The following is a 23,921-nucleotide window of genomic DNA, read 5'->3' as shown; positions in this document are numbered from 1 at the left end:
GGATTTATCCTTTGCGGTAGCGATGAGGAGTGAAGGGCAAGGGGTTGATATCGATCGGGATTTTTGTCCCGCGAACGTCGGCGAAGAGTTTTGTGCCCGGCTTGGCCAGGGACGCCGAGGCATAGCCCATGGCGACGGGATGCCCTGCCGAGGGGCCGAAGCCACCGGAGGTGACATGGCCGGCCGGATTGGCGCCGGCATCGAACAGGGCAGCGCCGGCGCGCACCGGCTGGCGGCCCTCGGGCTTCAGGCCGACGCGCTTTTGCGCCGGGCCACGCTCCAGGATTGCCCGTAGCGCGTCAGCGCCGATGAAGGATCCGCTGGCACGTAGATCCTTGGGAATCGCCCACATCAGGCCGGCACTGGCCGGATCGATTTCCGGCGTAATGTCCTGGCCATGCAGGCAGAGCCCAGCCTCCAGCCGCAGCGAGTCGCGGGCGGCAAGGCCGATCCACAGCACGCGTTCATCTTCGAGCAATTTCGCAACCAGAGCCCGCGCATCCGCTTCCGGCAGGCCGATCTCGAAGCCGTCCTCGCCGGTATAGCCGGAGCGGCTCATGAACCAGTTCTGCTTCGGCTCGATGCCGTGCATGAACAGCAGCGAGCCGGTCTCGATGCCGGCCCGGGACAGGGCGGCCCAGGCTTCCGGACCCTGGATGGCCAGGAAGACGCGGTCGAGCGCATCGACCTTCACGTCGAAATCCGTCGCCAGAGCGCGCAGATGCTTCTCGTCCTCGACAGCATTGCCGGCATTGGCGACGACCATGCACCTGCTGTCGCCGAGCCGGGTGACGATCAGGTCGTCGATGATGCCGCCGGCTTCGTTGAGGAAAAAGGTGTATTTGGACTGGGAGATGTCGAGCGCGCCGGCATCGAGCGGGCAGGCGCGGTTGAGCAGGGACACAGTGCCGGGTCCGCTGACTTCGAACAGCTTCATATGCGAAATGTCGAACAGGCCGGCATGTTCGCGGGTGTGAAGGTGTTCCTTCATCACGCCGGCCGGATAGGTCAGCGGCATCGACCAGCCGGCAAAGGCGCCGAAGCGCGCGCCGGCTGCGCTGTGTAAATCTTCGAGGGGAAGGTGTTTGGTGTCGTCGCCCGTCATGTCATCTCCAGAGTCGCACGCAATCGGCCGCTGCTGGCGACCAGTCCGTGCCCCTCTGTCTGAAGCCTGAGAGACTCGCGCAACCGGAACTCTGTCGGCGACGCTTACACCTTCGGCGCGGGGGCAAGCCCCGACTTTCCAGAGTGTCTTTCCCGTCTACGGTTCTTTTGCCTGAGAGATTTCGGGCGATTTCCCCTTCGGCGGCAGCTCGCGCTGCTCTCTCCCGCAAACAGGTAGGACTCAGACCCTGAGCCCTCGACGCGCCATCCATAGCTTGTCGGCGACTCCTTGTCACCTGCCTGCGACATCAAAGGTGTTATCGATATTCAGGTGATGCCGGCCTGCAAACGCTGGCCTCCTGCGCTTCCGGTGCTCACGTAGTTGAGTACGCTCCGCTCCGGTTCTCGGAGACCATCATTTTCGTCTCGGCCTGACCTGAATCTCGATACACCTCACAGCGCTCTGGGTTAGCAAGCCTTCGCTAACCACGCCGTTTGCCGGTTTTTCAAGACACTGCTGATAGTTTGGGAGCAATGACCCTCTGGGGATGCAGCGGACGGGGACTGGCAGATGGGCGAACGGATCGGGAGCGCGCCGGTGGCGGGGCTGAGTGCGAAGGACCGCATCACGGCGCAAGATGTCGCCATGCTGCGTCGCGAGGTGTTCGCCGATGGTGTGGTCAGCCGTGGCGAGGCCGAGGCGCTGTTCGCGCTCGACGCGACGGCAACGGACAAATGCCAGGAATGGCCGCCCTTCTTCGTCGAAGCGGTCACCGATTACATCGTCCACCAGGAAAAACCGGCCGGTTATATCTCGCAGGACAATGCCGACTGGCTGATCCAGACGATCTCGCGCGACGGCATGGTCGACAGTCTCACCGAGCTGGAGCTGCTGGTGCATGTGCTGGAAAAGGCGAAATCATCGCCCGGCCGGCTGTCCGCCTATGCACTGGAACAGGTCGCCCATGCGGTGGTCGACGGCAAGGGGCCGCTGATGCTGGGCGGTGCGCTGGTTCCCGGACTGATCGCCAAGGCCGAAGTCGACCTGTTGCGCCGCATCCTTTATGCCTATGGCGGCGACGGCAACATCGCCATCACCCGCAGTGAGGCCGAGGTGCTGTTCAGGATCAACGAGCAGACTTCCGCCGCCGGGAATGATCCGTCCTGGAACGAACTGTTCGTCAAGGCGATCGCCAATTTCGTCATGTGTTCGGCCGGCTACGAAGCGCCGACGCGCGAGGCTGCCTTGCGCCGTGACAGCTTCTTCGAACAGGCCGAACCCGAAATCGGCGGCTTTTTCAGCCGAATGCTGTCAGGCGGGCTCGCCGGCATCATGGAAGCCTATCGCTCGCCCGGTGATATCGAGGCCGAGTGGGAATCGAAGAATCGCGCCGCTGAGGCACTTGCCCGCCGCGCCGAAACGATCGACGCCGGCGAGGCGAAATGGCTGGCCGAGCGCATCGGCACCGACCGCCCGCTGCACGACAATGAGCGCGCTCTATTGACGCTGATCAAGCACGCTTCGCCGGAGATCCATCCGGCGCTCAAGCCACTGCTCGACAAGGTGGCCTGACCGACCAGCGTCGCCGCTCGATTTTGGCAAGCCGGACAACACCCTGTCAGTTTCGACAGGGTTCTTCGGCGATGAATCTGCTCTACCGTTGAGTGGGGACGTCCACTCTTGGGGAGAACACCACATGAACATGCTTCGTAACGTGCTTGCTCTTGCATGTGCCGTCGGCCTTGGCTCGACGGCTTCCGCCGGCGGGATCACGCCGGAAAAACAGGCCGACGCGCGCACCAAAGTCGAGACGGCGGTCGCGTTGGCCAACATCGCCAAGGCCGACAAGGACGGCGAGGCGATGCTGGTTGCGGCCAGGATGCTGGCCGAGGCGGGGCCGGTGGCCGAGCAGGGCGCCAAGATGACGGACGGCAAGCCGACATTCATCGACGCCGGCAAGATGGCGGCGATGGCCAAGGAACTGGGCGCCGACGCAACGAAGGCGGATGCCGTTGCAAGCATGGCCACGTCAGGCGAACAGGCCCGCAGCGACGGCTACTGGTACTATAGCTGCGATTCCTACAACAATTGTCAGTGGATTTACGCCGGCTATTGAGCGGGGCCAGGGCCAGGGCGTAACCGGTCGGCTCGCGGTCCTCCATGGGCCGACCGGCATTTTCGGCGTGAAGTTCAAATACCGCCATACCAATCGTAGCCATTGTCTTCCCAGTAGCCACCGCGGCCGCCACCGACATTGGCAAAGCTGTCGACGAGCTCAATCTTGTAGAGATATTTCGGCATCTTGTAGCCGAGCTGGCGTTCGACGCGAACGCGCAGCGGCGCGCCGTTCTCGACCGGCAATGGCTTGCCGTTGAGGCCATAGGCGAGGATCGTCTGCGGATGACGGGCGTCGATCAGGTCGATCGTGCCGTAATATTTGATCTCGCCGGAGAGCGAGCGGTCGATCGTGTCGAGGCAATGGAACATGACGTAGCGCGCCTCAGGTTTGACCACAGCCTGGTCCAGCACGAGCGACAGCGGCGTTCCCGTCCATTTGGCGATGCAGCTCCAGCCTTCGACGCAGTCATGCCGGGTGATCTGGGTGCGGCTCGGCATATTCTGCAGCTGCTCGCGGCTGAGCGACAGCGGCTTTTCAACCAGGCCCGTCACTTCCAGCCGCCAGTCGGCGAAATTGTTGGCGAGCAGGCCTTTGTAGGTGTCGTCGTCGGGCGCGGTGACACCGTTCGGCCGCTGCGGCTGGCGGATGTCGGCCTCGGTAAATTCCGGCGCCAGCGCGTCGCGGCCGGCAAGCAGGCGCTGGGCGCGATAGGTCAGGCCGTTGGCGTTTTCGAGGAAACTGCGCAGGCCATCGCCCATGCCCAGCTGGCTGTCGAAGGCATCGCAACCCGACAGCATGATGCCGGAAACGCCGAGGCTGGCGCCGGTCAGGAATTTGCGGCGGCTGATCTGGAATTTGGCCATCTTACGCACTCCTCTCGGTGTCGCCGTGCGCAGGCGGGTCGGTGCGGTACCAGCCGGTGATGATCGAGCGCAGTTCGTTTATCGGGCCGGCGGCCAGGATCATCAGCATGTGGATGATGAAAAACCCGACCAGCAGCACCATCACCGTGAAATGGATGGTGCGCGCCGTCTGCCTTCCGCCGAGCACCTCGTTCAGCCAGGGCAGCACCGAGTTCATGCTCGGCGACATGGCAAGGCCGGTGATGATCATCAGCGGCAACAGCACGAACAGCACGCCGCCATAGGCCATTTTCTGCAACGTGTTGTATTCGCGGGTGTGGTGAAACCTGAGCTTGGCGTGGTCGATGATGTCCTGCGGCAAGCGCTTGAGGTCATCCAGGCGCGGCGCCAGATCGCGGCGCAGGTGGCCGTTGACCAGGCTGGCGACCAGCCAGACGACCAAGGTGGTGGTCAGTATCCAGGCGAAGAAGAAATGCACGACGCGGGCGGTGCCGAGGTCGTAATAGGACGGGATCGTCGCCCAGGACGGGAAGGCGCGCGAGGTCTGTTGACCGGCCGGGCCTGACCAGCCGAGCACGCCGGTGGTGTCGAAACGATGGCCGAAGATTTCGGTATAGCCGCGCGGACCAGTCGCGGTGTTTTCGGCGCCGATGGCAAAGACGGTGTTGTTGTAGCCAAAGCCGGATTGCTTGCCGATGTAGAGCTGCGGGCGGGCGTTGAAGATCTGCAGGCCGGACAACAGCATGAAGAACAGCGAGATGGCCCACAGCCAGTGCGTCAGACGCGTCCAGCGCGACTGCCGGTAGATCAGCGTCGTAACCTTCGGCGTAGTGGCATCAGCCCCGATGCTGGACTGGGTCATGGCAACGGATTCCATATTTCCTGGTCTCCTGGCTGCGCGATCTCGCGCTTGTCGTTCTCCTCCCAATACGTCGCTATCGAAAGCGATGTTTCATGCGATCACGTTTTTATTACGGGCACGGATTTACGGCGGGCTCGGATTACCGAGGCTGACGGCGAGATTGACCACGGCAGCGACGATGACCGTGTTGAAGAAGAACGACAGGATCGAATGGACAAGCACGACGCGGCGCATGTGTGAGGTCGTGATCGCTGTGTCGGCCGTCTGCGCGGTCATGCCGATCACCGTTGCGAAATAAAGGAAATCCCAGCCTTCGGGCCGTTTGCTGCCGGGAAAATCGAGGCCGCCCACCGGCATTTTCTTCTTGGTTTCGGTATCGATCGCATCGCCGTCCATCCAGTAGACGTGCGCGTAATGAAGTGCGGCCATGGCATGGATGGTGAACCAGCCAAGCGGGATCGACAGCATCGCGATACCCAGCTCGATGGGGTCGCGGTCCTTGTGGTTGATCAGCAGGAACAACAGGACAATGGCGATGCTGACGACGCCCAGCGTGATGGCAAAAATGCTCAGCACCGGCAGGTCGACCTCGCGCGCATTCTTGCTGAGATAGCGGCCGGACAGCAGCGGCATCTTGGCGAGGACGAGCGCAATGAAGACGACGAAGAAGGCGTCGGCAGCGACCGAGACGGAATAGGCAAGCGGCAAGCCCGCGATCAGCGCGATAACCAATGCCGGCAGACCGACGCAGGCCGACACCAGGAATTGCTTGTGCCGGTGCAGCGGGTTCGTGATGGGGATATCTGTCGCCATAGTCCGGCCCCTGGTGCCGTTTCTAGCCCGGTGTGACGGATTTCAGCGCGCGCCGCAAGATACGGTCGAGTTCGCCCAGGAAGCGCGAGCGGTCCTGCGGTGCGAAGCTGGCATTGTAGCCCTTGCTCTCGCCGGTCTCGCGCAAATGCTGCTTCAAATCGCGCATCGCCACCGCCATGCCGATGGTTTCGGGCGTGAAAGGGCGCCCGGTTGGCCCAAGCACATGGGCGCCCAGCGCCACGGCGCGGGCGGCAAGCGGAATGTCGGCGGTGATCACGATGTCGTTGGATTTCGCGTTGTCGACAATCCAGTCGTCGGCGGCGTCAGCACCCTTGGAAACGACGACGTTGCGGATCATCGGATCGCGCGAGGGACGAAGCCCGCCATTGGAGACGTAAGTGACGACGACGCCGTGGCGCTCGGCGACCTTTTCGACCTCGGCTTTCACCGGGCAGGCGTCGGCGTCGACGTAGATAGCAGGTGCGGGCATTGTCTCTCCAAACGAACATGGGGCCGGCATGTTACCCGGCCCCATGCCAGAAATCTCGTAGTGTCAGGCCGGCAGCGCGCCCGACTTCTTCGCCGTCCAGGTGGCGATATAGTCCATCAGGCCGGGATTGAGGCAGTCATAGGGTTCGAGCCCGATCGACTTCAACTGGGAGCGAATGCCGTCCATGCGCTTGGGGTCGATACCGGATTCGATGATCGACGAGACGAAAGCCGTGAAGCCCGGCGGTGACCAGCCATCTTCCTCAAAACGCTCGGGATGGATGAAGGACAGGCCCTTGAACGGATGGTCGCGCTCGACCGGCCCGTGCATGTGGACGCCACAGCCGGTGCAGGCATGGCGCTGGATGAGGGCAGAGGGATCGACCACTTTCAGCTTGTCGCCATTCTCGGTGACGGTGACGTCGCCGGTGCCGGCGACCGCCACGACCGAGAACACGGCGCCTTCTGGTTTCCAGCATTTGGTGCAGCCGCAGGCGTGGTTGTGGGCGATCTGGCCCTTGACCTTCACCTTGACCGGCTTGCTGGTGCAGGCGCAGACCAGCGTGCCGCCGGCAAAGCTCGCGCTTTCCTTGGGCAGCCCATTGTCGATTTTCGGATGCAGTTTTTCCGGCATTTTCTTCCTCCCTTGTTGAACCCGTGCAACTTCAGTCGCTGGCCCTTCGGTCGGCGGCTTTCTCCTCAGTAAACGACGACGCTTCGGATCGACTTGCCCTCGTGCATGAGGTCAAAGCCCTTGTTGATGTCTTCCAGCTTCAGCAGATGAGTGATCATCGGGTCGATCTGGATCTTGCCGTCCATGTACCAGTCGACGATCTTCGGCACATCGGTGCGGCCGCGCGCGCCGCCGAAGGCGGTGCCCATCCAGGTCCGCCCGGTGACCAGCTGGAACGGCCGGGTCGAGATCTCCTGGCCAGCACCGGCGACGCCGATGACGACAGACTTGCCCCAGCCGCGATGCGAGGCTTCCAGCGCCTGGCGCATCACCTTGGTGCTGCCGGTGCAGTCGAATGTGTAGTCGGCGCCGCCGATCTGGTCGGCGCCGCGCTTGGTCATGTTGACGAGGTGAGGGACGATGTCGCCATCGATCTCCTTCGGATTGACGAAATGCGTCATGCCGAAGCGCTCGCCCCACTCCTTCTTGTCGTTGTTGAGATCGACACCGATGATCATGTCGGCGCCGGCCAGCTTCAGGCCCTGGATGACATTGAGGCCGATGCCGCCGAGGCCGAAGACGACGGCGGTCGCACCTTGCTCGACTTTGGCCGTGTTGATGACTGCGCCGATGCCGGTGGTGACGCCGCAGCCGATGTAGCAGATCTTGTCGAAGGGGGCGTCGGGGTTGACCTTGGCCAGCGCGATCTCGGGCAGCACGGTGAAGTTCGAGAAGGTCGAGCAGCCCATATAGTGAAAGATCTTGTCCTTGCCGATCGAGAAGCGTGACGAGCCATCGGGCATCAGTCCCTGGCCCTGCGTAGCGCGGATGGCGGTGCACAGGTTGGTCTTGCGCGACAGGCAGGACGGGCACTGCCGGCATTCCGGCGTGTAGAGCGGGATGACGTGGTCGCCTTTCTTGACCGAGGTGACGCCCTTGCCGACATCGACGACGACGCCGGCGCCCTCATGGCCGAGGATAGCCGGGAACAGGCCTTCGGGATCGGCGCCCGACAGTGTGAACTCATCGGTGTGGCAGATACCGGTCGCCTTGATCTCGACCAGCACCTCGCCATCGCGCGGGCCGTCGAGGTCGACCTCCATGATCTCCAGCGGCTTTCCGGCGGCGACTGCAACTGCGGCGCGGGTTTTCATCAGGCAGTTCCTCCCAAGGCGATTGGTCTTCAGGCTTTCAGGATTTTTATACTGTTTCAACCCGATTTGGCGACCAAATATGGCGCAAATCTTGGCCCAGTCGTCGGCGATCCCGACCTTCGTCTCGCGGCACGGGCCTGGCATGCCGGAAGTGTCTTGATGAGGTGCGCGGTCGGGCGGTGCTTGAGCCCGGCTGCCGAAGCCCATAAGAAGGACGAAAGACCCGAGGAAACGCCTTCGATGTTCACGAAAATCCTGATCGCCAATCGCGGCGAGATAGCTTGCCGCGTGATCAAGACGGCGCGCAAGATGGGGATTGCCACCGTCGCGGTCTATTCCGACGCCGATCGCGACGCCGTGCATGTCGAAATGGCCGACGAAGCCGTGCATATCGGGCCGTCGCCCGCCGCGCAAAGCTATCTCCTGCCGGAAAAGATCATCGCTGCCTGCAAGGAGACGGGGGCGCAAGCCGTGCATCCCGGCTACGGCTTTCTGTCGGAGCGGGCCGCCTTCTGCGAGGCGCTGGAGAAGGAAGGCATCGTCTTCATCGGCCCAAAACCCAAGGCGATCAAGGCGATGGGCGACAAGATCGAGTCGAAGAAGTTCGCCAATGCCGCGAAGGTTTCCACAGTGCCCGGCTGGCTCGGCGTCATCGAAAATGCCGACCATGCCGAAAAGATCGCCGGCGAGATCGGCTACCCCGTGATGATCAAGGCCTCGGCCGGCGGCGGGGGCAAGGGCATGCGCATCGCCTGGAGCCAGTCGGAAGTGCGCGACGGTTTTGATCGGGCGCGCTCGGAGGCGAAAAGCTCGTTCGGCGACGACCGCGTTTTCATCGAGAAATTCGTCGTCGATCCGCGCCATATCGAGATCCAGGTGCTGGCCGACGCGCATGGCACAGCGCTCTATCTCGGCGAGCGCGAATGCTCGATCCAACGCCGCAACCAGAAGGTCGCGGAAGAAGCGCCGTCGCCGTTCCTCGATGCCAAAACCAGGAAGGCGATGGGCGAGCAGGCCGTGGCACTGGCCAAGGCCGTCGACTATCAGAGCGCCGGCACCGTCGAGTTCATCGTCGATGCTGAAAAGAACTTCTATTTCCTTGAAATGAATACACGATTGCAGGTCGAGCATCCGGTGACGGAGCTCATCACCGGCATCGATCTGGTCGAGCAGATGATCCGCGTTGCCGCGGGCGAAAAGCTCGGTATCAAGCAAAGCGACGTCAAGCTGAACGGTTGGGCGGTGGAAAGCCGGCTCTATGCCGAGGATCCCTATCGCAACTTCCTGCCGTCGATCGGCCGGCTGACGCGCTACCGGCCTCCTGAGGAGGGTACTTTTGGCGCCATAGTCATCCGCAATGACACCGGTGCCACTGAAGGCTCCGAGATTTCGATGTTTTATGACCCGATGGTGGCAAAGCTTTGCACCTGGGCGCCGACGCGTATCGAGGCGATCGATGCCATGTCGGAGGCGCTCGACAGTTTCGTCGTCGACGGCATCGAACACAACATCCCGTTCCTGGCGGCACTGATGCAGCATCCGCGGTGGCGCGAGGGGCGGATATCGACCGGCTTCATCGCGGAGGAATATCCCGACGGCTTTGCGCCGATCGTGCCCGACGCAGACGAAAAAGCGGTGCTGGCGGCAATTGCCACCGCGGTCGAGCTTCTGCGTCGCGACCGGCTCGATCGCTTAAGCGGGCGGCTGGCGCCGCATTCGGGCGCGCTCAAGCGCGACTGGGTGGTGAAGATCGGTGAGGATTACCTCCAGGCTTCGATCCTGGAAGGCATGATCTCCATTCCGATGGAAATCGACCTGTCGGTCGATGGCGGCAAGGCGATGACGGTGACGTCCGACTGGCGGCCGGGCGATCTGATCTGGCGCGGCACGGTCGGTGGCCGGAAAGTCACAGCGCAGATCCGGCCACTGCCGAATGGCCTGCGCATCGCCTGGAAAGGCATGTCGGTGAACGCACGCGCCATGCTGCCCCGCACGGCGGAGCTGGAACGGCTGATGCCGGAGAAGGTGGCGCCGGACACGTCCAAGATGCTGCTTTGCCCGATGCCTGGCCTGGTCGTGTCGATTGCGGTTGCCGAAGGGCAGGAGGTCAAGGCGGGCGAAACGCTGGCCGTGGTCGAGGCAATGAAGATGGAAAACGTGCTGCGCGCCGATCGTGATCTAGTCGTGTCGAAACTCAACGCCAAGCCGGGCGACAGCCTTGCGGTCGACGCAGTGATCATGGAGTTCGCCTGAGAATTCGACGTGGAGATTTGGACATGGCGAAGCTCGTCTTTGGAATGAACCAGTCCCTGGATGGCTATGTCGATCATGATCATGATGAGATGAAGACGAGCCCCGCGCTGTTCGATCACTGGATCCGGCACGTACGCGATCTCTCCGGCAGTGTGTATGGGCGGCGCATGTATGAGACGATGCGGTACTGGGATGAAGACCGTCCCGAATGGGGCACGGCGCAACGCGATTTCGCCGCGGCGTGGCGGCGCCAACCAAAATGGGTCGTGTCGCGTTCGCTGAGATCGGTCGGTCCCAACGCGACCTTGGTCGAGGGTGACCTGGAGAAAGTGGTACGCGGGTTGAAGGCTCAACTGCCTGGAGAGATTGCCGTTTCCGGGCCGGATCTCGCGCAAAGCCTCACCGATCTAGGTCTGATAGATGAATACAGGCTCTACCTCCACCCTGTCGTGCTTGGCCACGGCAAGCCATTCTTCGCCGGCCCGAGGCCACCGCTGCGCCTAGTGTCCACCGACCGCGTTGATGAGGACGTAATCAGGCTGACATACGTTCCTGCTTGATCGCGTGGATTTCCCGGCAAGACACTGGCGAGGCGCGTACGGGTAGCCGCCGTGGAGCATCGTAGTTTTGGGGGACGGAGGGTCGTTTCGCTGGCAGTCGGTGCGGCGGGCGACTAGATTAGCCTCAAACCGAGATTCTCAAACACCAGCAGGGCCTGACCGGGTGGCAGACGCAACAACGACACGCGATCCGTTGAAAAAGGAAGCCATTGAAAGGGCAAGCCGGCCCGAAAGGCCGGCGCGGCCGTTCATCCATCTGCGCGTGCATTCCGCGTACTCGCTGCTCGAAGGCGCCTTGCAGGTCGCCGCCGTTGTCGGTCATGCCGTCAAGGACGAATGCCCGGCCATTGCCATTACCGACACCAACAATCTGTTCGGCGCGCTGGAATTTGCCCAGAAAGCGGTGAAGGAGGGTGTTCAGCCGATCATCGGCTGCCAGATCGATCTCGCTTTTTCCGGCGAGACCAGTGACGCGCAGCGCGACCGTCGCCGCAGTGGGCCGGATATTCATGCCGTGGTGCTGATCGCCGCCACCGAGGCCGGCTACGCCAATCTGGTCAGACTGGTCAGCCAGGTCTATCTGGAGACGCCGCCGGGCGAGGCGGTTCATCTGACGACCACGATGTTGGAGGGCCATAGCGATGGCCTGATCTGCCTCAGCGGCGGCCCGCGCGGCCCGATCGGCCGGGCGCTGAAGGAAGATCGCCGCGACCTCGCCGAAGCGCGGTTGCTGGCGCTCAAGGCGCTGTTTGGCGACCGGCTCTATGTCGAACTGGACCGTGTCTCCGGCTATGACCGCGCCATCGAGAAATCGACAGTCGATCTTGCCTATGTCCATGATTTGCCGCTGGTCGCCACCAATGAGGCGTTCTTTTCCGCCCGCGACGACTATGACGCGCATGACGCGCTGATCGCGATTGCCGAGGGTTCGGTCGTCGCCGCCGACAACCGCCGCCGGCTGACATCGGACAATTTCCTGCGCAGCCAGGCCGATATGGCAAGGCTGTTCGCCGACCTGCCGGAAGCGATCGACAACACCGTCGAGATCGCGCTGCGCTGCTCCTATTATCCCAAGAACCGCAACCCGATCCTGCCGCGCTTTACCGGCGGCGACGTCGCCGACAATGAGTTGGCGCTGAAGGCCGAGGCAGACGAACTGCGCCGCCAGGCCCAAGAGGGGCTGGAGGCGCGGCTGGCGGCGCATGGACCTACCGCCGGTTATACGGTCGAGCAGTATCGCGAGCGGCTCGATTTCGAGCTTTCCATCATCGAGAAGATGAAATTCCCCGGCTACTTCCTGATCGTCGCCGACTTCATCAAATGGGCGAAGGCGCAAGGCATTCCGGTCGGGCCGGGCCGCGGTTCAGGCGCCGGATCGCTGGTTGCCTATTCCACCACCATCACCGACATCGACCCGCTACGCTTCTCGCTGCTGTTCGAGCGCTTCCTCAATCCCGACCGCGTGTCGATGCCCGACTTCGACATCGACTTCTGCCAGGACCGGCGCGAAGAGGTGATCCGCTACGTCCAGCAGAAATACGGCCGCGACCAGGTGGGACAGATCATCACCTTCGGTACGCTGCAGGCGCGCGCCGTGCTGCGCGACGTCGGCCGCGTGCTTCAGATGCCGTACGGCCAGGTCGACAAGCTGTCCAAGATGGTGCCGCAAAACCCGGCCAATCCGGTGAAGCTTGCGGACGCCATTGCCAACGAGCCGCGCTTTGCCGAGGAGGCGGAGAAAGAGCCGATCGTGCAGACGCTGCTCGATATGGCGCAGAAGCTGGAAGGGCTCTACCGGCACGCTTCGACGCACGCCGCCGGCATCGTCATCGGCGACCGGCCTTTGTCGGAACTGGTTCCGATGTACCGCGATCCGCGCTCCGACATGCCGGTCACCCAGTTCAACATGAAATATGTCGAGCAGGCCGGGCTGGTGAAGTTCGACTTCCTCGGCCTGAAGACGCTGACCGTGCTGGAGACGGCGGTCAAGCTGATCCGCCGCCGCGGCATCGAGATCGACCTGGCGACGATCCCGCTCGACGACCCCGACACCTACGCCATGCTGTCGCGCGGCGAAGTGGTCGGCGTGTTCCAGGTGGAAAGTGCCGGCATGCGCAAGGCGCTGATCGGCATGCGGCCCGACTGCATCGAGGACATCATCGCGCTGGTGGCGCTCTACCGCCCCGGTCCGATGGAGAACATCCCGACCTACAACGCCAGAAAGCATGGCGAGGAGGAGATGGCCTCGATCCATCCCAAGATCGATCATCTGGTGAAGGAGACGCAAGGCGTCATCGTCTACCAGGAACAGGTCATGCAGATCGCGCAGGAGTTGTCGGGCTATTCGCTTGGCGAAGCCGACCTTCTGCGCCGCGCCATGGGCAAGAAGATCCGCGCCGAGATGGACAAGCAGCGCGAGCGCTTCGTCTCGGGCGCCGTCGAGCGCGGTGTCGGCAAGCCGCAGGCCGACTTCATCTTCGATCTTTTGGCCAAGTTCGCCGACTACGGCTTCAACAAATCGCACGCCGCAGCTTATGCCGTGGTTTCCTACCAGACGGCCTATCTCAAGGCGCATTACCCGGTCGAATTCCTGGCGGCGTCGATGACGCTCGACATGGGCAACACCGACAAGCTCGCCGATTTCCGTCAGGATGCGCTGCGCCTCGGCATTGAGGTGGTGGCGCCGTCGGTGATGACCAGCTTCCGCAATTTCGAAGTCGGCGAGAACCGCATCTATTATTCTCTTGCCGCGCTGAAGGGCGTTGGCGACGCGGCGGTCGAACACATTGTCGCGATGCGCGGCGAAAAGCCGTTCAAGAACCTCGCCGATTTCTGCGAACGGGTCGACCCGAAGATCGTTGGCAAGCGCGTCTTCGAAAGCCTGATCATGGCCGGTGCGCTCGACTGCTTCGGTCACGACCGCGCCCAGATGATGGCCGGTGTCGAGCGGATGATGGGGCTGGCCTCGCTGGCGCAGCAGAACGCCGTCTCCGGCCAGGCCGACATTTTCGGCGCGTCGCTGGGTGCGCAGCAGCAGGCGCTCAACCTGCCTCAGACCGATCCGTGGCTTGCCGCCGACCGGCTGCACCGCGAATTCCAGGTGGTCGGCTTCTATCTCTCGGCGCATCCGCTCGACGAGTACAAGGCCGCCCTGCAGAAGATGCGGGTGCAGAACTGGGGCGAGTTCTCGGCTGCCGTCAAACGCGGGGCTGCCGCCGGGCGGCTCGCCGGCACCGTCACCACCAAGCAGGAGCGCAAGACCCGCACCGGCAACAAGATGGGCGTCATCGCCTTTTCCGACACGTCGGGCCAGTATGAAGCCGTGCTGTTTTCCGAGGGGCTGGCGCAATATCGCGACCTGCTCGAGCCTGGCCGCTCGGTAGTGATCACCGTTTCGGCCGAAGACAGGCCGGAGGGCGTCAATCTGCGCATCCAGACGGTGCAGTCGCTGGAGGATGAGGCGAGCCGCATCCAGAAGGCGCTGCGCATTTTCGTGCGCGATGCGGCCCCCATCGGCATGCTGGCCGGCCAGTTGGCCGTGAAGGGCGAAGGCCAGGTCAGCTTCGTGCTGATCAAGGAGGCCGGGCAGGGCGAGGTCGAGATCGAATTGCCCAACCGCTACCGCATCTCGCCGCAGGTCGCCTCTGCGATGCGCGCGGTGCCGGGTGTGGTGGAAGTGGAGTTGGTCTAGCCATTTTCGGCAAAAGCCAGTTTACCGCCAAGGGGATCGTCTATAGCTTCGACCCGTGGGCACCGTCTCATCGAACCGATAGCCAGAAGCCAAACCGCTGAGGTGGCACCGTCCATCGAGCGGAGCGGGTTTCAATCTTCGAGGTTTACGATGAATGACGCCAAAGCCATCCGTTTCGGCCGTGTCGCCGCCATGCTGCCTGTCACTGACATGCAAAGGGCCACCGCCTTTTATTGTGGCGTGCTCGGCTTTGCCAAGACATTCGAGAATGGCAATCCGGTTGGCTTCATGATCCTGGAGCGCGACGATGCCGAGTTGCATCTGACCCTGCAAAAGGATCACCGGGCGGTGCATTTCAACGTTGCGCACATGATGGTCGATAACGTCGACGCCATGCACGATGCATGCAAGACGCACGGTCTGCGCATCGTCAAAGGTCTTCGCGATCATGACTATGGCCTGCGCGCCTTCGTCTTCGAGGACCCCGATGGCAACCGCATCGACGTCGGCCAGCGCATCGCGACGTAACGCTGTTCTGGGCCTGACATCGCGGCCTGTAGGGCCAGCGTGGCTGGCATGGTTGAAGTGAAGCTCCTTTGAACCAAATGCGTTGAGCACGAACTTCAAAGGGAATGCACACTCATGCCCAGCCGCGAACGCGTTGAAGCCTTCCTCAAGGAGGTGGTCGAAGGCAGCCATGTCAAGGCGATCGCCGATTTCTACCATGACGATGCGACCATGCAGGAGAATCTCGGTGTCCCGCGGCGGGGCAAGGAAACGCTGATGGCGCATGAGCAAGCCGCACTCGACCGAATTGAGAAGATGCACACGCATCCGGTTCAGACCTTCCTGGTCGATGGCGACCATGTCGCCATCCGCTGGACGTTCGACCGTGTCGACAAGGCTGGCACCGTGCGGCGGCTGGAAGAGGTGGCCGTGCAGCGCTGGCGCGGCGATCGGATCGCCGAGGAGCGGTTCGTCTATGATACCGCCTCGGCATGGCGCCTTGTCGGGCCTGACGGCAAAGTCGTGGAAGGCTGACGACGTTCACCGGCCAGCCAACGCCTACTGGACGTCCTCGGCCGCGGACGCTACGCACTGGAGATGAAAGCGGACAAGGACGGATTGCAGCAAAGCTCAGCCGTGGCGCGGCTGCGCGACAGGCTGCGCAAGCTCTATCACGGGCATACGCCTGCGGCTTTCCGTTTCCAACTCGCGGCCGTCACCATCGACCTCGCCATCATCGCCTTCTTCATCGCCACGCCCGTTCTTCAGGACAAGCCGTCCTTCCTGTGGCTCGATTACTCCGTGGCGGTGCTGGTCGCAGCCGATCTGATTGCCCGGCTGCTCGCCTGCACCGACATGCTGCGGCTGATGAAACAGCCGACATTCTGGATTGATGCCTTCATCCTGTTGACGCTGCTGATGCCGACGGCGCTGGCAAACCTGGCGTTCCTGCGCATCCTGCGACTGTGGTCGCTGTCGCGCAGCGGCTCGCTGTGGCGGCATTTCGAGATGCGCGGGCTAAAACCCTGGCGCGAGGCAAGCCATGCGGTCATCAACCTGTTGACCTTCCTGTTCGTCATCACCGGCTTCGTCTACACCTTCTTCTTCCGCACCGGCGCCGGCCTCGAGAACTATGTCGATGCGCTGTATTTCACCGTCGCCACGGTGACGACGACCGGGTTCGGCGACATCGTGCTGCCGGGGATCGCCGGCAAGCTGACGGCAATCGTCACCATGATCATCGGCATATCGCTGTTCGTCCGGCTGGCGACGGCGATTTTTCGGCCGGCCAAGGTGTTCTTTCCCTGTCCGCAATGCGGCCTGCAGCGGCACGAGCCGGACGCTGTTCATTGCAAGGCCTGCGGTCACTTGCTCAACATACCTGATGAGGGAAGCTGAGTAACGGCAGCGCTATGACGCGGCGACTTCGGCAGGTTTTGGCGCCTTGCGCTGCAGGTTGAGCAGGTTGCCCATGAGGATCAGCAGGGCGCCGCCGGCGGTGAAAATGTCGATCTGCTCGCTGTAGAGCAGCCAGCCGACGAGCGCCGACAGCGGCACGCGCAGGAAATCCATTGGCGAGATGATGGTGGCGTCGGCATAGACCAGCGCTCGGGCCAGGCAGAAATGCGATGACATGCCGGTGAAGGCGATGACGAAAATCCACGGCCAGAGCGCCAGTGAGGGATTGCTCCATTCATAGAGCGCCGGCACGAGCCCGACTGCCGACTGGATGACCAGCATCCAGAAGATGATGCGCACGACACTGTCCGTGCGCGTCAGCGATTTGACCAGCACCAGCGAAATGCCGAAGCAGACAGCGGCGCCGAGAACCACGAGATGGCCCGGATCCATGGCGCCGACGCCGGGGCGCACGATGACCACCACGCCGATCAAGCCGAGCACGATCGCCGCCAGCCTTGGCCGCGACAGTTTCTCGCCAAGGAAGCTGACGGCCAGGATGGCGGTCCAGATCGGCGTGGTGAATTCGATCGAGATCAGCACCGCAAGCGGGATCAGTGTCAGCGCATAGAGCCAGGCCGCCTGGCCGGTATAGTGGATGACGTTGCGGGCGGTATGGGCCAGCGGCCGCTCGGTCCGCATCGCCGCAAAGCCGCCGCTCATCATCACCAGCGGCAACAGGATGAAAAAGCCGATCACCGAGCGCAGTTCGAGCACCTGGAAGACGTTGAGCTCTGCGGTCGTGGCGCGGCCGGCGACCGACATCGCCAGGAACGACGTGATCGACAGCGCCATCCAGAAGGCGGCCTTGGGGATCGAGGGAGCAGGGGCCATCCGCGCTATTTCGCAAGACGGCGGCCGCGCCGCAACCGTTAGCCGAGGCATTCGACTGGGCCAGCGGGGCGGTGTAGAAAACGGCTGTAAAAAAACGGTCACGTCTAAGGCGGAACCTGCCGGCGGGCGCTCGTTTCGAGTCCACACTTTCGGCCATCCCTTGGGGGAGTTGCCGCCTGGTGATCGCGAGAGGGGGATTCTGGATGAAATCAGTCGTCGGCTTGCTGATCGCCGCCTGTCTTTTGTCGGCGACAGCGGCACATGCCGACGAAGCGAGCTTTCTGCGCTCGCTGCAAGGAAAATTTGCCGGCAAAGGAGCTGTCAGGATCAGGACGAATTCGCCTGTCATGTACATTTCCTGCACCTTCACGTCGGATGCGACGGACACCTCGCTCTCGCTGGACGGCACCTGCCGCGCCATGATGATCATGACACGCGAAATCCGCGCCGACCTGACGATCAGCGGAGCGACCTACAGCGGCACCTATGTCGGATCGAAAAGCGGACCGGCGGCGCTCAGCGGCAGCCGCACCGGCGATGCAATCAACCTCGACATCCGCTGGGCAAAGATCGTCAACGGCGATCGCGATGCCCAGATGACCGTCGAAAAGGTCGGCGCCGACGCCATGCGCCTGACCGTGACCGACGTCGATCCCAAGACCGGCAAAACGGTGGTGACAAGCAGGATCGATCTCAACCGAAGCTGAAAGCTCCACTCGTGCCGTGCTGGGCGATGCATCGACGGGGCCAGTCGCGTTGCAGAACAGTCATGTTGGAAGGAACCCGACGCCGCGGCAGGCGTTGACTCCCGGTGTCTGCCAATTCCTGGACGTACTGTCTTTGGATATCAACGGGGGAGAGGTTCCGATGAAATCATTGGCGCGATTTCTGCTAGCCGGTTGCCTGATGACTGCAAGCGGCGCAGCCCATGCCGACGAGGCCAGTTTTCTGAGTTCCCTGGACGGGAATTTCGCCGGCAAGGGGACAGTCAAGGTCACCACCGACGCACCGACGGTAAACGTCTCCTGCACCTTCAATTCCGATGCGACGTCGACCTCATTGTCGCTTGACGGCAACTGCCGCGGTCTTGTCGTGGTGACGCGCGCCATCAGCGCGGATCTGAAGGCCAGCGGGGCGAAATACACCGGCGTCTATGTCGGATCGCGCACCGGGCCGGCACAGCTCGCCGGCAGCCGCTCTGGCAATGCGATCAATCTCGGCATCAGCTGGGCGAAGGAGGTCAATGGCGATCGCAAGGCGCGGCTGACGGTCGAGAAAACCAGCGGCGACGGAATGCGCCTGACTGTTACCGACGTCGATCCGAAAACGGGCAAGAGCGTGGTGACGAGCCGCATCGATCTGCGGCGCATTTAAGCCGTATTACTCTTCGATCGGCTCGGGCGGGTTGGCGTTGCGGCCCTTGCCGAAGGTGTAGCCGGTTTCCACCGCCTTCTTGCCGAACTTGTCGCGCAGCGCGTCGATGGCGCTCTCGGCCATGGCGCGCTTGCGCGAGCCGACATCGACGAGATCGGGCGGATCGGCCTTCTCGTCGTCCGAGAGATCGCTGACGCCGATGCCGAGCAGCCGGTATTTCGTGCCGTCCGCTTCCTTGCGCAGCAGGTCGAGCCCGGTTTGGAAAATCCGGTCGGCCAGCCTTGTCGGGTCGCCGAGCTGGCGGTTGCGGGTGCGCAGCTTGAAATCCTGCGTCTTCAGCTTGAGCACCACGGTGCGCCCGGCAATGCCTGACTTCTTCAGCCTGGCCGAGACCTTTTCAGACAGCCCCCGCAGCACCGGAACCAGCTCGGCCATTTCGGCAATGTCGGTGTCGAAAGTGGTTTCGGCCGAGACGCTTTTTGCATCCTGGTCGGGGTCGACACGGCGGTCATCCTGGCCGCGCGACAGATGGTAGAGCCGGGTGCCCATCACGCCATAGCGGCGCATCAGATCGGCGCGCTCCATGCGCTGCAACTGGGCGATGGTGCGGATGCCGTCGCGTTCGAGCGTCGCGGCAAAGGCCTTGCCGACGCCCCAGATCAGCGTCACCGGCTGCTCGGCCAGGAAACCCAGCGCCTCGGCTTCGCCGATCACCGAAAAGCCGCGCGGCTTGCGGAAATCGGACGCAACCTTGGCCAGGAACTTGCAGTAGGAGAGACCGGCCGAAACGGTGATGCCAATCTCTTTTTCGACGGTCAGCGCAAAGCGCGCCAGCACCACGGCCGGCGGCATGCCGTGCAGGCGCTCGGTTCCGGCAAGGTCCAAAAATGCCTCGTCGATGGAGAGCGGCTCGACCAGCGGCGTCAGCGCCTGCATCAGCGCGCGCACCTCGCGGCCGACGCGGACATATTTTTCCATATTGGGCGGGATGACGACCGCCTCCGGACAGGCTTCGAGCGCCTTGAACATCGGCATTGCCGAGCGCACGCCCTTGATGCGAGCGATGTAGCAGGCGGTGGAGACGACGCCGCGCTTGCCGCCGCCGATGATCAGCGGCTTGTCCTTCAGCGCCGGATTGTCACGCTTTTCGATCGCCGCATAGAAGGCATCGCAATCGATATGGGCCAGATGCAGCCGGTAAAGCTCGGGATGGCGGGCGAGCCGCGGGCTGCCGCAACGCTCGCAACGCCTGACATCGCTGCGCTGAAAGGTCAGGCAGTCGCGGCAGAAACCGTGCTCGGGATTGTTGACAGGGGCCGCCATCGCTGCGAACATAAAGAGAACAGATGCAATGGTACGTCAGGACGGAAGCCGCCACAAGCGGTTAGCCGGGAGAGAACTCATGAGCACGACCATAGCGCCGCTGGCGCCAGAATTATGGGCGGATTTCGAGGATCTCTTCGGAAAGCAGGGCGCCTGTTACGGCTGCTGGTGCACGCATTTCCGGATGGCGCCGGCGGTGCGGCGCGCCAGCGACAAGCAGCGCAACAGGGATCATATCAAGGCGCGCATCGAGGCTGGACCGCCGCCGGGGCTTTTGGCTTTCGAGGATGGCAAGGCGGTCGGCTGGATGCAGATCGGTCCGCGCGCCGACGTGCCCGAATGGAACAATCGGGGCAGGGGCTCGGCGCCGGTCGATCCGGCAGACGCCGCCGACGCGAGCGTCTGGGCGATCTCCTGCTTCTTCATTCGCGCCAGTGCGCGCGGAAGGGGCATCAGCCATCGCCTGGTCGAAGGTGGTATCGCCTTTGCCCGCCAGAACAGAGCACGGCTGGTCGAGGCCTGTCCGATCGATGTGTCGCGCGATTCGCGTTCGATCGGGCTGTTCGTCGGCTCCTCGCGCGTGTTCGAGAAAGCGGGCTTCGAGCGGCTTGTCGAACGCAAGGCCGGCCGGCCGCTGATGCGGCTGGTGTTGTAGCCAGCAATGCAGCAAGGTCTTGTCTTGCGGCTGTGATGGTATTTCCCTACCAGTGGCAGAAACGGCTTTGACGGCCGCAATAGAGTGGAGGATCGATATGAAGCGCGTTTTGCCATTTGTTTTGCTTCTTGCCTGCAGTGCGCCGGCGTTTGGCCAGACGGTCGACAGCCAGGGCGCCAAGCGGCTCACCGACAATCTGGCGCACTATTTCAGCAAGAAGCCGTTCGACATTGGATTTGTAAAAGTCTCGGTCGAAGGCGACGCATACAAGCTCGCATTCGATTTTAAGCCGCTCGTGGAACTCCTAGCAAAACAGGATGGTCTGAAGCTCGATCTCACCCCTTATGCGCTGTTGGCCAAACCACGCAGTGATGGCGCGTGGGATGTCTCAGGCAATCTGGCGCCGGAAGGGTCGATGGAATTCAACGGCCCCCAGGGCCTGCAAAGCATGAAGATGTCTATCAAGGGCGGGAAGTTCGTCGGTGTCTACGATACTGAACTGGCGACTTTCAGCAGCGCCACGTCGTCACTGGAAGGCATGACGATGACGTCTCAGGACGCCAGGCAGCGCACGGAGATGAGTTCTGGTGCTGGAACCGCCACAATGAGCGGTACCAAAGGCGCAAATGGCGGTGTCGATTTCAACATGGCTCAAAAGATCACCGACTTTGCCGAGTCGATCACGATGGACAACCCAAACGGCGGGCAGCAAATCTCGCTGACAGTAAAGTCGCCGGAATTATCGGTAGACGCAAAAGGCAAGGGTCTGCGGACGAAGCCCATTCTGGACCTGTTGGCCTTCGCCGTAGACAACGAGGACGAGACGAAGATGAAGGCCAACCAGGCCGAACTCAAATCGCGCCTCCTGGCCGCGCTGCCGGTGTGGGAGCGGATCGATGGGGCTTACAGTTTCAAGGATTTCGGCGTCGGCAGCCCGGTCGGCAGTTTCGGCGCGGCCAATGTGGCTGTTGCTTTCGGTATGGACGGCGTCGCCCGCAGCGGGACGATCAGCTACGGGATCAAGGCATCGGGGCTGTCGATACCGCAATACCTTGTTCCCGCATGGGGTGTCGCGCTTTTGCCGACCGACGTCGATCTCAATTTCGGCGGCGCCAATATCGATCTCGACACAATGGCCAAGAAGGCGATCGAAGCATTCGACCTCAACCAGAACCCACCGCTGTCGGAGGAATTCGGGGAGGGCCTTAAGAAAGATTTCCTGGCGAACGGCCCCAAGGTCGTCATTGGCCACAGCACGGTCAAGGGTGGCGGTGCGGAAATCGCGCTGGAGGGCGACATGACGTTTCCCGATGGTGAGAAGCCCGATGCCAACGTGACCATCGACGTCGCCGGCTACGACAAGATCGTCGCGGCCCTGCAGGAGGCGGCGAAGACGGACCCGCAGGCGTCGCAGGCTTTCACCGGGGCGCTGGCCATCAAGGGATTTGCCAAGACGCTGCCGGACGGCCGTATCGAATGGGTGATCAACGCCAGGCACGACGGCTCGGTGTCGGTCAACGGCGCCATGCTGAAGGGGCCTGATCCGGTCGTGGAAGACAACGCCGATCCGGGTGCCATTCCTGGGACAGCAACGAAGCCCTGAGGTACTCAGGAGCGTCTACTCAAAGCCCGAGCGCTCTGGCGATCTTCGGCGCCGCGTCGCGCCAGTCTTCGACCGAGACGATGTCGTCGGGCACCGGCGGCAGGAAGGCGCGCAGCGAATTGTCGGCCATCAGATGGAACAGGTGCGCATCGGCGACGGAATTGCGCGCCGAGATGAGGTTCGACGGCTGGTCGTCGACAAAGGCCACCGGCCGCCCCTTGCTGCCGCGCAATTTCGCTACCGCCGGTCCCTTGGCCATTTCGGTGGTCAACAGCGGATAGGGCAGCCCAAGCGCATCGAGATGGGCGCGGCGTGCCGCACGGTGGCGGTGCGGCATGGCGGTCAAAAGGACGATTTCGGCGCGGTCGCCGAGACTGGCAAGCGCCTGCTCGGCGCCGTCGGTGACGCTCTGCCAGTCGGCCTGCGCGTCGAAGAAATCGTCAAGCAGTGCCGTTACCTCCGGCTGCTCGATCAGCCGGCCGCTCGCCGTTTCGGCGATGTTGCCGGTGAGGCGGAAGGAGGCCAGCGTGAGCCCAAAGCCGCGCGATTTCAGGAAATGCGGAAACGGCCGGATGAATTCGAGCACGACATCGTCGACGTCGAGGATCAGCAGAGGCCGGTCGTCGGATGCAAGTTCGGCGATCTGGCGTGCCGTCTCGGGATCGTCGCTCATGTCGAATGCTCATGGTCGTCGCCGCCAAGCGGCAGCGCGCGCAACGCCTTGCCGACTGTGGCCGGCGGTGTGCCGGTTTCCTCGGCAAAACGCAGCAATGTCGGCTCGTGGGCCAGCATGAACTGCAGGACGCCGGCAAGGAATCCCGGTTCGGCTGCGGCGCGCCGGATGGCGGACGCCTCGATGCCGGTGATGGCCAGGAAGCGCGGCAGGAGTTCGGGGTCGGCGGCGACGAAGCCCAGTGCCTTCACGGCAATGGTTTCCGCCTCCTCGCGCATTGACGCTGCGTTTGCCATCACTACCTTCTGGTTTGCGGAGATGAGTCTCTTTTCCGCAGTAATCGCTAGCGTCGCTTGCGGCAAGCCACCGCCCCAATCCAATGTGGTTTTCGAGGTGGAATCCGAGTGGCTTTTTACAGCTGCGGGTTTCCGTTTCGTCAATCATATTGCCCTAGAGTGAAGGAGGGTTTGGTGTGCTCCCACAAGGACGCATGACGGCAGGCTTCGGGCAGAAGCCGGCCGGGACGGGAAATCGATGCCTAAGAAGGTGATGATCGTCGAGGACAATGAGCTGAATATGAAGCTCTTTCGGGACCTCATCGAAGCCAGCGGTTACGAGACGGTGCGCACGCGCAACGGCCTCGAGGCGCTCGATCTGGCGCGCCAACACCGGCCGGACCTGATCCTGATGGATATCCAGCTGCCGGAAGTATCAGGCCTGGAAGTGACGAAATGGCTGAAGGAGGACGACGACCTCCATTCCATTCCGGTGATTGCCGTCACTGCCTTCGCCATGAAGGGCGACGAGGAACGCATTCGCCAAGGGGGCTGCGAGGCATACATCTCCAAGCCGATCTCGGTGCCGCGTTTCATCGAAACCATCAAATCCTATCTGGGCGATGCCTGATGTGCA

General features: G+C 62.7%; 24 protein-coding genes and 1 riboswitch. Of the genes, 13 read left to right on the top strand and 11 right to left on the bottom strand.

The genetic code is table 11. The features are described 5' to 3' along the window. Nucleotides 1-4 precede the first annotated feature (4 nt). A complete protein-coding gene (gene gcvT / locus AC1DZ8_RS18790) occupies nucleotides 5-1,105 on the bottom strand; it encodes a glycine cleavage system aminomethyltransferase GcvT (RefSeq protein ID WP_477309304.1) in 1,101 nt (366 codons plus the stop codon). A 149-nt stretch (nucleotides 1,106-1,254) separates the two neighbouring features. Continuing rightward, a riboswitch (glycine riboswitch) is annotated at nucleotides 1,255-1,341 on the bottom strand. A gap of 334 nt (nucleotides 1,342-1,675) precedes the next feature. On the opposite strand from gcvT, the gene AC1DZ8_RS18785 reads away from it, so the two are divergent. Both AC1DZ8_RS18785 and AC1DZ8_RS18780 read left to right on the top strand, forming a co-directional pair. After that, nucleotides 1,676-2,677, top strand: a complete 1,002-nt coding sequence (locus AC1DZ8_RS18785) for a hypothetical protein (RefSeq protein ID WP_477309303.1) — start codon at nucleotides 1,676-1,678, stop codon at nucleotides 2,675-2,677. A gap of 124 nt (nucleotides 2,678-2,801) precedes the next feature. Then, on the top strand, nucleotides 2,802-3,221 hold the full coding sequence (locus tag AC1DZ8_RS18780; protein ID WP_477309302.1) for a hypothetical protein: 420 nt from the start codon (nucleotides 2,802-2,804) through the stop codon (nucleotides 3,219-3,221). A gap of 74 nt (nucleotides 3,222-3,295) precedes the next feature. On the opposite strand, the gene AC1DZ8_RS18775 is transcribed toward AC1DZ8_RS18780, so the two are convergent. The 6 genes from AC1DZ8_RS18775 to AC1DZ8_RS18750 all read right to left on the bottom strand — a co-directional run bounded on the left by AC1DZ8_RS18775 (nucleotide 3,296) and on the right by AC1DZ8_RS18750 (nucleotide 8,078). Next, the gene (locus tag AC1DZ8_RS18775) at nucleotides 3,296-4,087 is read right to left on the bottom strand and encodes a molybdopterin-binding protein (RefSeq protein ID WP_477309301.1); all 792 of its coding nucleotides are present in this window, start codon (nucleotides 4,085-4,087) and stop codon (nucleotides 3,296-3,298) included. A gap of 1 nt (nucleotide 4,088) precedes the next feature. Beyond that, entirely contained in the window at nucleotides 4,089-4,949 is an 861-nt protein-coding gene (locus AC1DZ8_RS18770; protein ID WP_477309307.1) for a cytochrome b/b6 domain-containing protein, read from the bottom strand. A 123-nt stretch (nucleotides 4,950-5,072) separates the two neighbouring features. Then, the gene (locus tag AC1DZ8_RS18765; protein ID WP_477309300.1) at nucleotides 5,073-5,762 is read right to left on the bottom strand and encodes a DUF1345 domain-containing protein; all 690 of its coding nucleotides are present in this window, start codon (nucleotides 5,760-5,762) and stop codon (nucleotides 5,073-5,075) included. A 22-nt stretch (nucleotides 5,763-5,784) separates the two neighbouring features. After that, nucleotides 5,785-6,252 (bottom strand): YaiI/YqxD family protein, encoded by a 468-nt coding sequence (locus AC1DZ8_RS18760; protein WP_477309299.1) that lies wholly within the window; start codon nucleotides 6,250-6,252, stop codon nucleotides 5,785-5,787. A 63-nt stretch (nucleotides 6,253-6,315) separates the two neighbouring features. Further along, nucleotides 6,316-6,885 (bottom strand): S-(hydroxymethyl)glutathione synthase, encoded by a 570-nt coding sequence (gene gfa / locus AC1DZ8_RS18755; RefSeq protein ID WP_477309298.1) that lies wholly within the window; start codon nucleotides 6,883-6,885, stop codon nucleotides 6,316-6,318. A gap of 65 nt (nucleotides 6,886-6,950) precedes the next feature. Further along, on the bottom strand, nucleotides 6,951-8,078 hold the full coding sequence (locus AC1DZ8_RS18750) for an S-(hydroxymethyl)glutathione dehydrogenase/class III alcohol dehydrogenase (protein WP_477309297.1): 1,128 nt from the start codon (nucleotides 8,076-8,078) through the stop codon (nucleotides 6,951-6,953). A 240-nt stretch (nucleotides 8,079-8,318) separates the two neighbouring features. On the opposite strand from AC1DZ8_RS18750, the gene AC1DZ8_RS18745 reads away from it, so the two are divergent. The 6 genes from AC1DZ8_RS18745 (at nucleotide 8,319) to AC1DZ8_RS18720 (ending at nucleotide 16,487) form a co-directional block, all read left to right on the top strand. Continuing rightward, nucleotides 8,319-10,331 (top strand): acetyl-CoA carboxylase biotin carboxylase subunit, encoded by a 2,013-nt coding sequence (locus AC1DZ8_RS18745; RefSeq protein WP_477309296.1) that lies wholly within the window; start codon nucleotides 8,319-8,321, stop codon nucleotides 10,329-10,331. Nucleotides 10,332-10,354: 23 nt separating this feature from the next. After that, on the top strand, nucleotides 10,355-10,891 hold the full coding sequence (locus tag AC1DZ8_RS18740) for a dihydrofolate reductase family protein (protein ID WP_477309295.1): 537 nt from the start codon (nucleotides 10,355-10,357) through the stop codon (nucleotides 10,889-10,891). Nucleotides 10,892-11,084: 193 nt separating this feature from the next. Then, complete coding sequence (dnaE, locus tag AC1DZ8_RS18735) at nucleotides 11,085-14,582, top strand: DNA polymerase III subunit alpha (protein ID WP_477401530.1); 3,498 nt, start codon at nucleotides 11,085-11,087, stop codon at nucleotides 14,580-14,582. A gap of 150 nt (nucleotides 14,583-14,732) precedes the next feature. After that, a complete protein-coding gene (locus AC1DZ8_RS18730; RefSeq protein WP_477309294.1) occupies nucleotides 14,733-15,110 on the top strand; it encodes a glyoxalase superfamily protein in 378 nt (125 codons plus the stop codon). A gap of 114 nt (nucleotides 15,111-15,224) precedes the next feature. Continuing rightward, nucleotides 15,225-15,623 (top strand): nuclear transport factor 2 family protein, encoded by a 399-nt coding sequence (locus AC1DZ8_RS18725; RefSeq protein WP_477309293.1) that lies wholly within the window; start codon nucleotides 15,225-15,227, stop codon nucleotides 15,621-15,623. A 63-nt stretch (nucleotides 15,624-15,686) separates the two neighbouring features. Continuing rightward, a complete protein-coding gene (locus tag AC1DZ8_RS18720) occupies nucleotides 15,687-16,487 on the top strand; it encodes a potassium channel family protein (RefSeq protein WP_477309292.1) in 801 nt (266 codons plus the stop codon). A gap of 12 nt (nucleotides 16,488-16,499) precedes the next feature. On the opposite strand, the gene AC1DZ8_RS18715 is transcribed toward AC1DZ8_RS18720, so the two are convergent. Then, the gene (locus AC1DZ8_RS18715) at nucleotides 16,500-17,381 is read right to left on the bottom strand and encodes a DMT family transporter (RefSeq protein WP_477309291.1); all 882 of its coding nucleotides are present in this window, start codon (nucleotides 17,379-17,381) and stop codon (nucleotides 16,500-16,502) included. 203 nt (nucleotides 17,382-17,584) lie between these two features. Between AC1DZ8_RS18715 and AC1DZ8_RS18710 the strand changes: the two genes are divergently transcribed. Together AC1DZ8_RS18710 and AC1DZ8_RS18705 are read left to right on the top strand one after the other, a co-directional pair. Then, entirely contained in the window at nucleotides 17,585-18,088 is a 504-nt protein-coding gene (locus AC1DZ8_RS18710) for a hypothetical protein (RefSeq protein WP_477309290.1), read from the top strand. Between the two features lie 160 nt (nucleotides 18,089-18,248). Next, complete coding sequence (locus AC1DZ8_RS18705) at nucleotides 18,249-18,755, top strand: hypothetical protein (RefSeq protein WP_477309289.1); 507 nt, start codon at nucleotides 18,249-18,251, stop codon at nucleotides 18,753-18,755. Between the two features lie 6 nt (nucleotides 18,756-18,761). Here AC1DZ8_RS18705 and AC1DZ8_RS18700 read toward each other — a convergent pair whose 3' ends face one another. After that, nucleotides 18,762-20,090, bottom strand: coding sequence for a DNA polymerase IV (locus AC1DZ8_RS18700; RefSeq protein ID WP_477309288.1), 1,329 nt, complete (start codon nucleotides 20,088-20,090; stop codon nucleotides 18,762-18,764). 67 nt (nucleotides 20,091-20,157) lie between these two features. Here AC1DZ8_RS18700 and AC1DZ8_RS18695 point away from each other — a divergent pair, with 67 nt between their 5' ends. Both AC1DZ8_RS18695 and AC1DZ8_RS18690 read left to right on the top strand, forming a co-directional pair. Beyond that, complete coding sequence (locus tag AC1DZ8_RS18695; protein ID WP_477309287.1) at nucleotides 20,158-20,733, top strand: GNAT family N-acetyltransferase; 576 nt, start codon at nucleotides 20,158-20,160, stop codon at nucleotides 20,731-20,733. A 97-nt stretch (nucleotides 20,734-20,830) separates the two neighbouring features. Continuing rightward, the gene (locus tag AC1DZ8_RS18690; RefSeq protein WP_477401399.1) at nucleotides 20,831-22,336 is read left to right on the top strand and encodes a hypothetical protein; all 1,506 of its coding nucleotides are present in this window, start codon (nucleotides 20,831-20,833) and stop codon (nucleotides 22,334-22,336) included. A 19-nt stretch (nucleotides 22,337-22,355) separates the two neighbouring features. Here AC1DZ8_RS18690 and AC1DZ8_RS18685 read toward each other — a convergent pair whose 3' ends face one another. Together AC1DZ8_RS18685 and AC1DZ8_RS18680 are read right to left on the bottom strand one after the other, a co-directional pair. After that, the gene (locus tag AC1DZ8_RS18685) at nucleotides 22,356-23,009 is read right to left on the bottom strand and encodes a hypothetical protein (protein WP_477309285.1); all 654 of its coding nucleotides are present in this window, start codon (nucleotides 23,007-23,009) and stop codon (nucleotides 22,356-22,358) included. Further along, nucleotides 23,006-23,305: a DUF3572 domain-containing protein gene (locus AC1DZ8_RS18680; RefSeq protein ID WP_477309284.1), complete on the bottom strand. Its 300-nt coding sequence runs from the start codon at nucleotides 23,303-23,305 to the stop codon at nucleotides 23,006-23,008. The genes AC1DZ8_RS18685 and AC1DZ8_RS18680 overlap by 4 nt, the downstream gene beginning before the upstream one ends. 238 nt (nucleotides 23,306-23,543) lie before the next feature. Between AC1DZ8_RS18680 and AC1DZ8_RS18675 the strand changes: the two genes are divergently transcribed. After that, on the top strand, nucleotides 23,544-23,915 hold the full coding sequence (locus AC1DZ8_RS18675; RefSeq protein WP_023667574.1) for a response regulator: 372 nt from the start codon (nucleotides 23,544-23,546) through the stop codon (nucleotides 23,913-23,915). Nucleotides 23,916-23,921 lie beyond the last annotated feature (6 nt).

It is taken from the genome of Mesorhizobium sp. P2_F7, from assembly GCF_056403695.1.
This window is presented reverse-complemented; position numbering and strand designations above follow the sequence as displayed.

Coding starts and splice junctions, on each gene's coding strand:
- gcvT (WP_477309304.1), bottom strand. CDS start 1,105: ATGACGGGCGACGACACCAAACACCTTCCCCTCGAAGATTTACACAGC.
- AC1DZ8_RS18775 (WP_477309301.1), bottom strand. CDS start 4,087: ATGGCCAAATTCCAGATCAGCCGCCGCAAATTCCTGACCGGCGCCAGC.
- AC1DZ8_RS18730 (WP_477309294.1), top strand. CDS start 14,733: ATGAATGACGCCAAAGCCATCCGTTTCGGCCGTGTCGCCGCCATGCTG.
- AC1DZ8_RS18705 (WP_477309289.1), top strand. CDS start 18,249: ATGAAATCATTGGCGCGATTTCTGCTAGCCGGTTGCCTGATGACTGCA.
- AC1DZ8_RS18700 (WP_477309288.1), bottom strand. CDS start 20,090: ATGTTCGCAGCGATGGCGGCCCCTGTCAACAATCCCGAGCACGGTTTC.
- AC1DZ8_RS18770 (WP_477309307.1), bottom strand. CDS start 4,949: ATGACCCAGTCCAGCATCGGGGCTGATGCCACTACGCCGAAGGTTACG.
- AC1DZ8_RS18710 (WP_477309290.1), top strand. CDS start 17,585: ATGAAATCAGTCGTCGGCTTGCTGATCGCCGCCTGTCTTTTGTCGGCG.
- AC1DZ8_RS18780 (WP_477309302.1), top strand. CDS start 2,802: ATGAACATGCTTCGTAACGTGCTTGCTCTTGCATGTGCCGTCGGCCTT.
- AC1DZ8_RS18760 (WP_477309299.1), bottom strand. CDS start 6,252: ATGCCCGCACCTGCTATCTACGTCGACGCCGACGCCTGCCCGGTGAAA.
- AC1DZ8_RS18690 (WP_477401399.1), top strand. CDS start 20,831: ATGAAGCGCGTTTTGCCATTTGTTTTGCTTCTTGCCTGCAGTGCGCCG.
- AC1DZ8_RS18725 (WP_477309293.1), top strand. CDS start 15,225: ATGCCCAGCCGCGAACGCGTTGAAGCCTTCCTCAAGGAGGTGGTCGAA.
- AC1DZ8_RS18685 (WP_477309285.1), bottom strand. CDS start 23,009: ATGAGCGACGATCCCGAGACGGCACGCCAGATCGCCGAACTTGCATCC.
- AC1DZ8_RS18765 (WP_477309300.1), bottom strand. CDS start 5,762: ATGGCGACAGATATCCCCATCACGAACCCGCTGCACCGGCACAAGCAA.
- gfa (WP_477309298.1), bottom strand. CDS start 6,885: ATGCCGGAAAAACTGCATCCGAAAATCGACAATGGGCTGCCCAAGGAA.
- AC1DZ8_RS18720 (WP_477309292.1), top strand. CDS start 15,687: ATGAAAGCGGACAAGGACGGATTGCAGCAAAGCTCAGCCGTGGCGCGG.
- AC1DZ8_RS18715 (WP_477309291.1), bottom strand. CDS start 17,381: ATGGCCCCTGCTCCCTCGATCCCCAAGGCCGCCTTCTGGATGGCGCTG.
- AC1DZ8_RS18675 (WP_023667574.1), top strand. CDS start 23,544: ATGCCTAAGAAGGTGATGATCGTCGAGGACAATGAGCTGAATATGAAG.
- AC1DZ8_RS18740 (WP_477309295.1), top strand. CDS start 10,355: ATGGCGAAGCTCGTCTTTGGAATGAACCAGTCCCTGGATGGCTATGTC.
- AC1DZ8_RS18750 (WP_477309297.1), bottom strand. CDS start 8,078: ATGAAAACCCGCGCCGCAGTTGCAGTCGCCGCCGGAAAGCCGCTGGAG.
- AC1DZ8_RS18695 (WP_477309287.1), top strand. CDS start 20,158: ATGAGCACGACCATAGCGCCGCTGGCGCCAGAATTATGGGCGGATTTC.
- AC1DZ8_RS18680 (WP_477309284.1), bottom strand. CDS start 23,305: ATGGCAAACGCAGCGTCAATGCGCGAGGAGGCGGAAACCATTGCCGTG.
- AC1DZ8_RS18745 (WP_477309296.1), top strand. CDS start 8,319: ATGTTCACGAAAATCCTGATCGCCAATCGCGGCGAGATAGCTTGCCGC.
- AC1DZ8_RS18785 (WP_477309303.1), top strand. CDS start 1,676: ATGGGCGAACGGATCGGGAGCGCGCCGGTGGCGGGGCTGAGTGCGAAG.